Annotated in this window: 11 protein-coding genes; all 11 read left to right on the plus strand. The window is 31.6% G+C overall.

The genetic code is table 11. The features are described from left to right. Window positions 1-78 precede the first annotated feature (78 nt). The 11 genes from ABDX67_RS07125 (at window position 79) to ABDX67_RS07175 (ending at window position 13,134) form a co-directional block, all read left to right on the plus strand. A complete protein-coding gene (locus ABDX67_RS07125; protein WP_347174261.1) occupies window positions 79-807 on the plus strand; it encodes a protein NO VEIN domain-containing protein in 729 nt (242 codons plus the stop codon). Between the two features lie 322 nt (window positions 808-1,129). Beyond that, window positions 1,130-2,779, plus strand: a complete 1,650-nt coding sequence (locus ABDX67_RS07130) for a CFI-box-CTERM domain-containing protein (RefSeq protein WP_347174262.1) — start codon at window positions 1,130-1,132, stop codon at window positions 2,777-2,779. After that, on the plus strand, window positions 2,779-3,717 hold the full coding sequence (locus ABDX67_RS07135) for a hypothetical protein (RefSeq protein ID WP_347174263.1): 939 nt from the start codon (window positions 2,779-2,781) through the stop codon (window positions 3,715-3,717). Before ABDX67_RS07130 ends, ABDX67_RS07135 begins: the two co-directional genes overlap by 1 nt. A 14-nt stretch (window positions 3,718-3,731) precedes the next feature. After that, window positions 3,732-6,257 (plus strand): Hsp70 family protein, encoded by a 2,526-nt coding sequence (locus tag ABDX67_RS07140; protein ID WP_347174264.1) that lies wholly within the window; start codon window positions 3,732-3,734, stop codon window positions 6,255-6,257. A 4-nt stretch (window positions 6,258-6,261) separates the two neighbouring features. Next, on the plus strand, window positions 6,262-8,034 hold the full coding sequence (locus ABDX67_RS07145; protein ID WP_347174265.1) for an AAA family ATPase: 1,773 nt from the start codon (window positions 6,262-6,264) through the stop codon (window positions 8,032-8,034). A gap of 2 nt (window positions 8,035-8,036) precedes the next feature. Beyond that, window positions 8,037-8,576, plus strand: coding sequence for a hypothetical protein (locus ABDX67_RS07150; RefSeq protein ID WP_347174266.1), 540 nt, complete (start codon window positions 8,037-8,039; stop codon window positions 8,574-8,576). Continuing rightward, complete coding sequence (locus tag ABDX67_RS07155) at window positions 8,566-8,874, plus strand: DUF6804 family protein (protein WP_347174267.1); 309 nt, start codon at window positions 8,566-8,568, stop codon at window positions 8,872-8,874. Before ABDX67_RS07150 ends, ABDX67_RS07155 begins: the two co-directional genes overlap by 11 nt. A 430-nt stretch (window positions 8,875-9,304) precedes the next feature. Continuing rightward, window positions 9,305-9,625, plus strand: a complete 321-nt coding sequence (locus tag ABDX67_RS07160) for a hypothetical protein (RefSeq protein WP_347174268.1) — start codon at window positions 9,305-9,307, stop codon at window positions 9,623-9,625. 157 nt (window positions 9,626-9,782) lie between these two features. Then, on the plus strand, window positions 9,783-10,289 hold the full coding sequence (locus tag ABDX67_RS07165) for a hypothetical protein (RefSeq protein ID WP_347174269.1): 507 nt from the start codon (window positions 9,783-9,785) through the stop codon (window positions 10,287-10,289). Between the two features lie 160 nt (window positions 10,290-10,449). After that, a complete protein-coding gene (locus ABDX67_RS07170; protein ID WP_347174270.1) occupies window positions 10,450-11,988 on the plus strand; it encodes a rhomboid family intramembrane serine protease in 1,539 nt (512 codons plus the stop codon). A 156-nt stretch (window positions 11,989-12,144) separates the two neighbouring features. Next, window positions 12,145-13,134 carry an endonuclease NucS domain-containing protein gene (locus tag ABDX67_RS07175; RefSeq protein ID WP_281980690.1) on the plus strand — a complete coding sequence of 330 codons (990 nt, stop codon included), beginning with the start codon at window positions 12,145-12,147 and terminating at the stop codon, window positions 13,132-13,134. Window positions 13,135-13,177 lie beyond the last annotated feature (43 nt).

Below are 13,177 nucleotides of genomic sequence, written 5' to 3' on the forward strand. Positions count from 1 at the left end.
GGTTTTTATTTGTTAACTTAGTTGCTTAACCACGCAACAAACCATATACAAACACGTTGCCAGTAATTAGGACAAAAAATGAGAGACATTACAAGTCAGAGTAAAATAAGAGAGGTTTTGTCCGAATTTATCCCAAAAGATAAATGGCTTCACATTACAGAAGTTTATTCCATATTCGAAAAGAATCACACGGATTTTAGACCTGACGATAATTTACCTTTAGCAGATTATAATAGTCAAGAACAATGGAAAAGAAATATCCGAGTTGCTCTTCGCCAATATAAATTGAAACATTTAATCGTTTGGAATGGAAATGAAAAATATTTATTCCCTGAAAATGAAATTGTTGAACAAAAGAAAGTTCTTTCCAAAAACAAAGGCCTATCTGAAAAGGAACTTTGGGAACAATTAGAGAAAAACAGAATTATTGGATTACAAGGAGAGGAATATGTTGTGAATATTGAAAAAAGAAAGCTAATCGATTTGAATTTGAAAAAATTAGCTGATAAAGTAAAAAGGGTAAGTGACACTAATGTTGCAAATGGTTATGATATAATTTCTTACCAGCCGAATGGAGAAGAAAAATTTATTGAGGTAAAAACGACAGTAACCTCAAAATTTGAATTTGACATTTCTGCGAACGAATTAAAGCAAGCCGAAAATTTATCTGAGAATTATTATTTGTACTTTATTCGGAATTTTGATAACCAAAAATCTGAGAATAAAATATTGATTTATAGTTTTGAAGATTTAAAAAATAATTTTGAATTAAAAGCCACGAGTTACAAAGCAAAACTGCGAAAATAACTACTGGCAACAACGTGTATAATTAATGGCTAGTTATCGCCTACTTACGAAAATCCTAGCGGATTTTCTATTCGGTTTTTATTTGCTAAATTAGGTGCTTAAACACGCCACTAATCATACACAAGACCGTTAGCCACAAGCTATGAAGCCAACCGCACAAACAGCACATTTGGTTTTTGCCGACACAAAAGCCAACGCTCAAAAAACCAAAAGAGCTGTTTTTTGCCAACGCTGAAAGAAAAACGAATGAAATGAGAGAAACCGTAAAGAAAGAAATTGAATGAAAAGTAATTTTATAACAAAGAAATCCAACCGAAAATAAATGGAGATAATAAAAAACAACCCATATCGAATTGCAGGAATTCTCTCAAATGCAACAGAAAGAGAATTGCAAAAGCAAAAGACTAAAATAAAAGCCTACACAAAGGTTGGAAAAGAAATCAAATCTGACTTCGACTTTCATATTCTTGACAGCATTTCCAGAACAGAAGAATCTGTAAATAAAGCATTCTCAAATGTTGAACAAAACCAAGATAAAGTGAATTACTCGCTATTTTGGTTTTTAAATACAAATCCATTTGACAATACAGCATTGGAGTACTTGAAGAATGGAGACGAAGAAAAAGCTATTGAAATATGGGAAAAGGTAACGACCGACAAAGAGGTTAATTCAAAGAACTTTTCTGCCTTTAATAATTTAGGAACCTACAAACTATTAAGCCAAAGTAAGACAGAGATAAAAAAAGGAATTGAAGCCAAAATCAAACTGATTGAATCGGACTACTTTGAAAATTTTGTTCATTCAGTTGCTGACCAGACTTATACAATTGACAAGTTTAAACAATCTGAAAAACTGATTGATGAGTTGCTAACGCAACTCAATAAGCTATATTCAAGTTCAGAAACTTTACAATTATTTAGTGGTTGCAATGGCACAACGCAAAATTATCTCTCTAAAAAATTCACAGAACAACCATTACATAATATAGAAGGTCGAATTGAATCCTGCAAAAAGAATCGTAAAGCAAATAGCAGTAATGCTTATGAATTTGGATTAAGATTAGTTACAGATTCAAAAGACGATTTATCCCTTTTAAATTCACTACTTGGTACTTCTGACTTGAAATACAAAACAATTGCAGACCAATTAGCCAATGAAATAATGCAATGTGGTATTGATTATTTCAACGAAAGTCAAGAAAACAATTCGACCGAAAACTATTTGGAACAAGCTCAAAAACTCACAAAGATTGCTGAAAGAATTGCAATTGGTAAGCTCACAAAAGATAGAGCAAAAGATAGTCTTGCTACTCTTGAGGAAATGAAAGACAGAGAGTTGAATCAAGCAATTGCAATTTTAAGTTCTATCAAAATGGCTTATGAAAAAGCAATTAGTGAAATTGATGCTCAAGTTGCCCAAATGAGTATGACAATGTCATATAATCAAAGTATCAACTATTCTAAAGTTGACAAAATGAAAGCGAACTGTCTTGATTGGTCTAAAGTAGCAAATGTTATAAGAGACGGAATCAGTGTTAATGACGTAGAAATAATTCAACGCTGTTCAAATCAAAACAAAATTTCTGAATACAAACGTCTTGTTGATTTTCTATTTAAAAAACTTGGTCCAATTCAAATAAATCAAGTTAAACACATATGTTATTGGAAAGACGTAAGAGCAGCACAAGCAACTGCAACAGCTAAAAAAGTAGGTTCGACAATTAGTAGTGCAGCAGATAAAGGAGGTTGTTATATTGCAACAATGGCTTATGGTGATTACGACCATCCACAAGTTTTAGAATTAAGAAAATTTAGAGATGACTTTTTGAGAAAAACTATTGTTGGTAGAAGTTTTATCAAATTCTATTATAAATATTCACCAAGGTTAGTAGATAAACTAAAAAACAAACAAGTTGTAAACTCAATAATCCGAAAAGGATTAGACCAATTTATAAAAGCAATAAGACAATAATGAAGAAACATATACTTATAACACTTTTACTTGGAGCAACCAATCTTTTTGCTCAACAGCAACAAGATTCACTTTTGGTTAAAGAAATACCAAGCATAAAAAGTGATTTATTAAAGCAGCAACAAGAGGTTGATGCCTTAACCAAAAAATGGAACAATCAAAACTACACAGTAGGTCAGCAAAGCAAAACCATTTCCATATTGCAAAATGAGAATAAAAGCCTAAACGCTTCTATTGATAGTTTGACCCAACTCATTCAAACCAATAAACAAAACATTATAACTAATTCCGAAGAACTTGGAACTAAAATCCAAGACACAGAAAAAAAAGCAAATTTTCAAATTGCAGAATTAGATAGTAACGTAGAAAAAAACCGTTTGTATTGGATTATTGCGACTTTAGGGACACTTCTTTTAGGTGGATTAGTTTATTGGTTGTTGGGCAAACGTATCTCTTCAAGCAAAACAGATGTAGAAACTCAAATTAGAAATACCAAAGCTTCACTTGAAGAAGAAAGCGTGAAATTGGATAACAAATTGGTAGAAGTTTTAGAAACACAATTAAAACTGCAACAAGAAGCAAGCAAATCTCAACCAGTTGCTTCAAACGATAAAGCAGACCATTCTTTAGCTCTTAAAGTCGCAGATGAAATCATTCGTATTCAAAAGAATTTGAGCAGAATGGATGAAAAAACAAAAGGTTTAAAACAGTTAAATTCTTCTGTAAAACGTATTCAAGACAACTTTGCTTCTAACGGTTATGAATTAGTAGATATGCTTGGGAAAGAATACAATGAGGGAATGAAAGCAACAGTAAACTTTGTTCAAGATGAAGATTTTGAAGAGGGAAAAAGAACTATAACAAGAATCATTAAACCTCAAGTAAATTACAAGGGAACAATGATTCAAACAGCACAAATAGAAGTTACAGAAGCATAAAAAATATTATCAAAATGGCAAGAACAAAAATTGACTACGGAATAGATTTAGGTACAACAAATTCCGCTATTTCAAGAATGGAAAATGGAGAACCAACCATTAAAAAAACGGACACTTTAAAAGACACAATGCCTTCTTGTGTCTATATCAATAAAAAGAAAGCTATACAAGTTGGCGATAGTGCTTATAACGCTTTAAAGCGAGACAGATTGAAATCAATGAAAGGTGCTGATAATTTTCAATCAAACGCATTCATTGAGTTCAAACGAACAATGGGAACTGACAAAAAGTATCAAAGTTCCAACCTTGACAAAGAATTATCAAGTGAAGAGTTGTCAGCAGAAGTATTAAAAACACTCAAATCTTTTGTCAAGGACGAAAATGTAAATTCTATTGTAATTACAGTTCCTGCGGCTTTTAAAAACAACCAAAAAGAAGCAACAAGAGAAGCCGCAACATTAGCAGGTTTTAACCACATTGAATTACTGCAAGAACCAGTGGCAGCATCAATGGCTTATGGTTTAGATTCTGATAAAAAAGATGGATTTTGGTTAGTCTTTGACTTTGGTGGAGGAACGTTTGATGCTGCACTTTTAAAAGTTGAAGAAGGTATTATGAAAGTAATTGATACCGAAGGTGATAATTATTTAGGTGGTAAAAATTTAGATTTTGCTATTGTTGATGAAATCATTTTACCATACATCCAAGAAAATTTTGTGATTGATTCTATTTTAGCAGATGACACGAAAAAACAAATTTTGCGTAACGCAATGAAATTCTATGCAGAAGAAACTAAAATCAAACTTTCTTTTAATGATACGCATAACATTTTATCGGATTTAGGAGATATTCCCGGAGAAGATGACGAAGGCGAAGAATTTGAATTGGACATTACAGTTACACAAGCAGATATTACAAAAGCTGTTTCACCTGTTTTTCAAAAAGCAATTGATGTAAGTTTAAGCCTTTTGGAAAGAAACAATTTAAAAGGTTCATCTTTAGATTCACTTATTCTTGTTGGTGGTCCAACATTCTCGCCAGTTTTAAGAAAAATGTTGGAAGAGCAAATTTGTAAGCCTGATACAAGTGCAGACCCAATGACAGTTGTTTCAAAAGGAGCAGCATTATACGCTTCAACGGTTGACGTTTCAGAAGAAGTAAGAGAGCAAACAAGAGATAAAACAAAAATCCAACTTGAAATAGCACACGAAGCTTCGACTGTTGAAATAGAAGAATTTGTTCCAATTAAAATTTTAGAAGACAAAACAGAAGGTAATATTCCAGAGGTCGTATTTGCTGAAGTTACAAGAGGAGACAAAGCTTGGTCAAGTGGAAAAGTAGAAATTAACACGATTGGTGAAGTATTAGAAATCCAACTTAACGAAGGTAAAACCAATGTTTTTGAAGTTGTTCTTTATGATGACAAAGGAAACCTTTTGGAATGTGAACCATCATCTTTTAGTGTAATTCAAGGTTCAAAAATTGGTAGTGCTACGCTACCTTACAATGTTGGTATTGAATTAAAAGACAGAACAACAGGAAAAGTTCGCTTTACTACAATAAAAGGGCTTGAGAAAAATTCATCAATCCCAGCAGTTGGTACACGAAACAGTTTAAAAACTCAAAAGCAAATCCGCCCAGGAATGGATTCTGACTTTATAAAAATCCCTGTGTATGAAGGCGAGCATAATTCAGAAGGAACAAGAGCAATTTATAATGAACACGTTACAGATATTAAAATAAGTGGTGCTGACTTACCTTCTCTTCTTCCTGAAAATAGTGATGTTGACTTAACTGTAAACATTGATAGGTCAGAGAAAATAACTGTTATAGCATATTTTCCATATTTAGACTATACAACTGAAATAGAAGTTGATAGTACGAAAACATCTATTGAAACAACTTGGTTAGCCAATGAAATTAGAAAAGCCAAAGGAAGCATTGCTGAATTAAAGCAAGACGGCAATTCTCAAAATGGTCAATTAGAGAAAGTCGAAGCAGAATTGCAACAGATTGAAAAATCTTTTGAGAACAACAAAAATGATGTTGATGGTAAACAGGAAGTTTTGACCAACTTAAGAAAATCATTAAAAACCATTGATGAACTTAACGAGACAACCGAATGGCCTAAATTAGAGGAAGAATTAAAAGAGGAATTTTATAGATTAGAAAAAGCCAACAATGAATTGGGTAATGAACAAACTAATCAAGTAGTCAATCAATTCCGTTCGCAATTGGAGGAAGTTATTCGAGCAAAAGACGTTAAACTTGGAAATGTACTTTTAGAAGAAATTGGAGGTTTCTTTTTCCAATTAACAATGATTTATCAATTAGTCGGTATTCTTCGAGGATTTGATAGCGAGTTTCACTCACTACATTGGGCTGACTCAAACAGAGCAAGAACATTAATAAATAAAGGATTACAAATGATTAGCGAAAACCCGAATGTCAATGATTTAAGACCAATTGTTGTTTCGCTTTATGATTTATTACCAATGGAGGAAAGACCAAGCGGAGACGATTCTGTTTTAGTTGGATAAAAATATGAAGCAATCAAACAACATATTATCCAAAGGTCAATCCATTAATGAGAAATATAAGGTTACATTCTTTCTCAAAAAAGGAAGTTATGCAGAAACCTATCGTATAAAAGACCAAGAAGGAAAAACAAAACTTTTGAAACTGTTTAGTTATTCAAAATTGAATAGAACACAGTTTACTGAAAATAGTGATGTTTTGGAGGTAGAGATTTTAAAGGAAATCAAACATCCTAATTTGGTTAAATACTGTGATAGTGGTGAATTACTTCTGAATGGTCAAAAATACGCTTATGCTATTCTTGATTTTATTAGTGGTGAAACATTGGCAGATAAATTAAAACGTGAGCAGTCGCTAAATATTTATGAAGCTAAAGACATTATTTTAGGTGTATTAAATGGATTGAAGTATTTACATTCTTTAAACAATCCAATCATCCACAACGATATTACCAACTTAAATGTAATGTTGGATTTATCAGGTAAAATTTCCATTCCCAAAATTATTGATTTTGGCTATGCTCGTTTTTTAAGTCAATCCAACAAAAACTTTTTGAAAGAAGGATTAAATCCATTTTACCAAGCGAATGAAGCATTTAATAAAATCTTCTCTGTTCAAAGTGATGTGTTTTCTGTTGGTGCTTTGTATTATCATTTGTTAGAAGGTCTACCACCTTGGTTCGTAGAAATTTCTAAATACAAGGCAGATAACGTAAAATTAGAAGATGCTGTTATTGGCGAACGGAAAAAACCTTTAAGATTCTCGAATATTACTGATGAACAAACCCAAAATATCATCAGCAATGCTTTACAACCAAATGCAGATAATCGTTTTAAAAATGTTAGTGATTTTGTCAAAGCTATTAACGGTGAATTGGAAGTACAACAATTGTCTTCGCCACAACAGACCTCAAAACCTAAACTAAAAGAAATCAAGAAAGGAAAAGGTTTTTCAGCTATTGCAGGAATGCAAGAATTGAAAGATACTATCAAACTTGATGTTATTGATGCTTTAAATGAAAAAGAACGTTATGCAGAATACGGTTTAACAATTCCTAACGGAATGTTGCTTTATGGACCACCAGGCTGTGGAAAGACATTTTTTGCAGAACGAATGGCTGAAGAAATAGGGTTTAATTTCTATCAATTAAAGCCATCTGATATTCAAAGTAAGTTTGTAAATCAAACACAGGAACAAATCAAAAACATTTTTGATGAAGCTCGTGAAAATGCACCGAGCATAATTTTCATTGATGAATTAGATGCAGTTGTCCCAAATCGTGATAATTCGAGTGTTAATCATATGAACACAAGTGCTGTTAATGAGTTTTTAGCACAAATGAATAATTGCGGTGAAGATGGAATTTTCATTATTGGTGCAACTAATAGACCAAATTCGATTGACCCAGCTATTTTAAGAGCAGGAAGATTAGACAAGGTGATTTATTTGCCACCACCAGACCTCGAAGCTCGTGAGTTGATGTTTAAATTATACTTGGAGAAAAGACCAAGAGAAATAGGTTTGGATTATTCTGAATTTGCAAAAGTAACAGAATACTATGTTTCCAGCGATATTAAATTCCTTTGTGATGAAGCATCAAGAAAAGCATTAAAACTAAAATCAAGAATTTCGAAAGAGATTTTACTTGAAACAATCAAGATAAACAAACCTTCCATTTCTCTAAAAGAATTAAATAGTTACATCGCTATCAGAGCAAAAATGGAAGGGTTAGCAGAAAATACTAACGACCGACCAAGAATCGGTTTTAAAAACAATTAAATATGGAAGCATTACAATTCAATAAACTATTGCTTAAAACAGCTTTTTCGTGTATGGCTTGTGATGGCGATATTGACAAGCGAGAAATTAAACTGATTAAACGATTGCATAAAGAGAAAAAGACTTTTGGAGATTTAGATGTCAATGCAGAAATGGACAATCTTTTAATTACTATCAATAAAGATGGACATCAATTTATGAGAGATTATTTTGATGAACTAACATCTTCTGAATTGTCAGAAGTAAATGAATTAAACTTGATTGAAGTTGCAATTGACACAATAAAAGCAGACGAAAAAGTTGAATATAGCGAAATCAAGTTTTTTAAAGTAATTCGTTCAAAACTAAAAATTGATAACGACCCAATTCTTAAAAAGCATCCTGATTTTGAAGACTATTTGGAACAAGATATTATAACTGACTCTTATTTATCAAGACTTCAAGATGATTTCTTTGACACTCATATTTCTAATGAATTTGAGTTGATAAGTGAAATTGATGATGATATTTTAGACAATCTGAAAGAAGATAATGAAAAATAGTGAGGTATTGATTAAGGTTGTATTGGCAATTCTGATGTTTTTGTGTTTATTGGATATGCCATATGGTTTTTACCAATTTGTAAGATTTGTTGCCTTAATTGGTTTCGGAATTTTAGCATACAAAGCAAATGAACAACAAAGACAAACTGAAATGATAATTTACGGTGGACTTGCCCTACTCTTTCAACCATTTTTTAAAATAGCACTTGGAAGAGAAATTTGGAATATTGTCGATGTAGTTGTCGGAATTGGATTAATTGGAAGTTTGATAATGAAAAGAACGAAAAGCCAACGCTAAAAGCCATACACATTTGCAATTCGCACCAGCCAACACACAAGCCGAAAATTGCAAAAGAGTATGTCTTAGCCAACGCTGAAAACCAAGCTGAACGAAAAAAGCCAGTGGCTAACAATGTATAAAAATAATAGCGGTTTATTCGCTAAAACGAAATAAAGTAAAAATAACAAAGGTCTGTGTTCAACCGAAAAGTTAGTGTGTAAAAATCCGCTACTATTCTTATACTAGACCGTTGGGCATAATTAGAATGACGAACAAAAACACATTTTACTTTGATAGTATAGACAAGTGGGATTTCTACTCTATCACTATTTATTTTATACTAAGTCTGATAATATATTTTGACCCATATGATTTCCTTAAAAGAGAAATTATTTTAGGCTATGCATTTTTCACTCCTCTTTTTCTATATGCGTATAATTATAAGTCATTGAGAAAATTTAATGTTTGGTTAATTTGGTTAGGAATTTCATTGCTACATATTTTTTTATATTTTGAAATTGTAAATATTGATAAATTTCAATATCCCAGGGGACCAGCTGCGGAATTTTTAAAATACACTTGGATTTTTTTATTTTTATTTCAATTTTTAAGAATAACCTCACTTAAGTTCCAAAAAATTGAATTAGTTGCACCCAATAGAGGTGCTTTGGATATTTGGGACAATAGAAAAGTAACTCTATTTGACTTTATTTGTTTTGTAATTTATGGAGGTGTAATTATTATTATTATTATTATGGAACTATTCTAAGTGGAATAAATAACTATGCCCAACAACGTGTATAATTAATTGCTGCGGAATTTCCTCGGCGGAAATTCACGAGAATTAATTATCTTTCCGCAACGGCGGAAAGTGTATCGCACTTTTAACCGCAACTAATCATAACACAAACACGTTGGCAATAATTATGAAAAACCCGATAATCATTACAATATTCATTCTGATTTTTTCAGCAAACAAGGTTTATTCTTGTTCTTGCGAAAAGTCAAGTGTCAAATACGGTTTTGAACATTCGGACTTGATTTTTACTGGAAAAGTTGTGGAAATTAACGAAGGAAAAGTTTATGACTCAATCCCAAGCTCAACTGAAAAAGGAAAATATTTAGTTCGGGAAATTAACAGAATTGAATTTGTTTTCAAAGTTAAGGAACTGATTAAGGGAAAAGAAAAATCGGATTTCATAACTATTGTAACTTCTGGTGGCGGAGCGGATTGTGGAAATTATTTTGACCTGAATTCGGAACATTTAGTTTACTCATACATTACGGATTTACAAGTAAACACGTATAACGAGAATAATAAAGTTAAACCATATTTTTCGACTGACCTTTGTACTCGGACTAAAAATCTGAACCGAACAAAGAAATCGGAAATAAATCGATTGAAAAGATTGAATAAACGGAATAAAAAATAACTATTGCCAACAATGTATAACCGCAATTACGGCGGATTCGACTACGTCCGAATCCACTCGGAATTGCTAACGTCAGTGCTTAACCGAAAATTATTAACTTTAATCCCGTAACTGACGGTTATACGGACCGTTAGCTTGCATTTAAAACCAACATCGAGAATTGAACAATATTAAAACAAAACTTAAAGAAGTATATATTCCATTTTTAATAGTTTCGATAGGAACTATTCTTTTTTATAACATATTTCGTTGGACTTTAGATATCAAACTCGGAATTTTACCCTTAAAAGAAAACTTATTGAATTTTTGGATTCCTTTCGCTCTTCCTTGGATTCCAATACTTATTTGGTTACGAAGAAGAATTCGAATTTTAAATGTTAGAGGCAAAAGAGATAATGGATATTTTGGATATCAATTTGCTATGGCAGCAGCAATAGCTGTACCAATAATAATAAGTCAAAACTACATTGAGAAAAGTTCTTTTGACTTAAACGAAATATTTTCAATCTCAAAAATTAAAGAATTAAAAAACGAAAAATATTTTAAAATAACCTCATTTAATATAGACCATAACTCAAGTCTTCCATATGTAACTGCTAGAACTTCTGGTCGAAATAATGAGAATCTGAACTTTTACTTATATCTCGCTTGTCCGTTTGAAGAAACAAGCTCTGTTTGGTACGGAGTTGAGTATAAAAAGAATTTAAGCAATCGTATAAATGAACAAAGGAAAAATTCAGAGTACAGAACTTTTTTAAACAAATCAGAACAAGAATTTAAAACCTATAATTTTCAAGATGTAGAATATTTTGAACGACTAGGATATTCAGACGACAGAGATGGATTTATAGAAGCAATAAAAGAAAAAAACGCTAATCTAAACGAAAAGGAACAAATAATACTTGTACCTAAAAATGATGTTTTTGAAGAAAGACTCGGCAATTCATTTCCTTGGATTTTTGGGTCTTTTGGTATTGGAGCATTAGCTCTTTTGTTAATGGTAGTAATTCCAAAAATTAACGAAAAGGAATTAAACGATTTTAAAAAGAATAAACCACTAAAAGAAGATGGTTTAAAAGATATGATTGGCTTTTTAAATCCAATGGGAGAAAATAAAGCAACTGCAATTTTATTACTTCTAAACATTATTGTTTTCCTTGTTATGATTTTTGATGGACTGAATATTGTTTCACCTACGCCAAAAGAATTACTTGAAATTGGTGGAAATAGAAGATCTGAAGTTATGGATGGAGAATATTGGAGATTACTTTCTTCTATATTTATTCATGGTGGGCTTTTACACTTGTTTATGAACTTAATAGGTCTTGGACTGGGAAGTAGTTTATTGGAAAACATTCTTGGTTCAGTAAAATTAATAATTATATATGTTGTTTGTGGAATACTTGCAAGTTTAGCGAGTATTTATTGGTACGAAAACACTGTTAGTGTCGGAGCATCCGGAGCAATTTTTGGACTTTATGGGCTGATTTTAGCCTTTACAGTTTTTAAAATTTATCCAAATTATATGAGAGGAATGACTTGGATGTTGTTGGGACTTTATGCAGGAGTAAGCCTACTATTTGGATTTCTAGGAGGAATTGATAATGCTGCTCATTTTGGCGGACTAATAAGTGGGTTTTTGATTGGAGGAATTTTGATTTTAATAGATAAAGAAGAACTAAAAAAAAACGCAAGCTAACACCGTGTATAATTCATTGCTAGTTCAAGCCTACTTACGAAAATCCTCGCGGATTTTCTATTCGGTTTGTATTTGCTAAATTAGTTGCTGAAACACGCAACGAAATCATACACAAACACGTTGCCCACAAGCTAAAACCGAACTAAACAAGAACGAATGTCTACTGAAATACAAACTTGGGAAATAATAGAAGGAAAATTGAATCCAATAAGTTCAACACTTACCGAAAATGGTAGAAAAGAATCTGAACATTTAGAACAATGGATAAAAACCAAACCTGATATTTTAGGAAAAGATATTCTCATTATTGGAGAACAAGTTTATACAAAATCTGGTCCACTCGACTTTTTAGGAATTGACAATAACGGAAATCTTGTAATAGTTGAATTAAAAAGAGAAAAACTTGCAAGACTTGTTTTAGCTCAAGCAATTGACTATGCATCTGACTTGGCAACTTGGGACATTGAAAAATTAAGTGAAATTTGTATCGCTTTTACAGGAAATAATTTAGAAGACCAGCTATCAGCGCATTTTGACGAAATAAAAATTGACGAAATAACGATTAATCAATCACAAAGATTATTACTTGTCGGTTTTGCAATAGAAGAACCTTTAAGTAGAATGATTGAATATTTATCTACTAACTTTGATATGGCAATTAATGCAATTATTTTAAATTATGTTAGAACTTCTAATGGAGCAGAGATTTTATCAAGAACAGTAACTATTCCAGAAGAAATTGCGAAAGAAAAATCTAATAAGAAGAAATTTAAAATTGCAATGTCTGACGAACCTGGAGAATATGAATTACCAAAATTAAAAGAACTTCTAAAATCTTATTTTACAAAAGCAAATTATTCTTCAAATAGAATAAAGAATGTTTTACTTCCAGCGTTATTGAAAAAGAAAATCCTTACAAGAGAACAATTCAAAAAAGAATTCGTCAAAACGAATGAGGCAGATGATGAAAGTCAAGCTGGATATTTTATTGCATTAATATCAAGTCAATTAGGACACGCAAAAAAAGATTATTTAAGACAATTAATAAATTATGAATATCCCGAAAATCATTGGACGAAAGATAATTTTAGTTTGAGAGAAGGATATAAAGAAATAGTTGAGGAATTAATAATAGAACTGAAATAAAGCCAGTGGGCAACACCGTATATAATTTATTGCTGGGTTCTCG

Source organism: Polaribacter uvawellassae (assembly GCF_039748955.1).
In the GTDB taxonomy this organism is placed as follows: domain Bacteria; phylum Bacteroidota; class Bacteroidia; order Flavobacteriales; family Flavobacteriaceae; genus Polaribacter; species Polaribacter uvawellassae.

Coding starts and splice junctions, on each gene's coding strand:
- ABDX67_RS07150 (WP_347174266.1), top strand. CDS start 8,037: ATGGAAGCATTACAATTCAATAAACTATTGCTTAAAACAGCTTTTTCG.
- ABDX67_RS07165 (WP_347174269.1), top strand. CDS start 9,783: ATGAAAAACCCGATAATCATTACAATATTCATTCTGATTTTTTCAGCA.
- ABDX67_RS07175 (WP_281980690.1), top strand. CDS start 12,145: ATGTCTACTGAAATACAAACTTGGGAAATAATAGAAGGAAAATTGAAT.
- ABDX67_RS07140 (WP_347174264.1), top strand. CDS start 3,732: ATGGCAAGAACAAAAATTGACTACGGAATAGATTTAGGTACAACAAAT.
- ABDX67_RS07145 (WP_347174265.1), top strand. CDS start 6,262: ATGAAGCAATCAAACAACATATTATCCAAAGGTCAATCCATTAATGAG.
- ABDX67_RS07155 (WP_347174267.1), top strand. CDS start 8,566: ATGAAAAATAGTGAGGTATTGATTAAGGTTGTATTGGCAATTCTGATG.
- ABDX67_RS07135 (WP_347174263.1), top strand. CDS start 2,779: ATGAAGAAACATATACTTATAACACTTTTACTTGGAGCAACCAATCTT.
- ABDX67_RS07130 (WP_347174262.1), top strand. CDS start 1,130: ATGGAGATAATAAAAAACAACCCATATCGAATTGCAGGAATTCTCTCA.
- ABDX67_RS07125 (WP_347174261.1), top strand. CDS start 79: ATGAGAGACATTACAAGTCAGAGTAAAATAAGAGAGGTTTTGTCCGAA.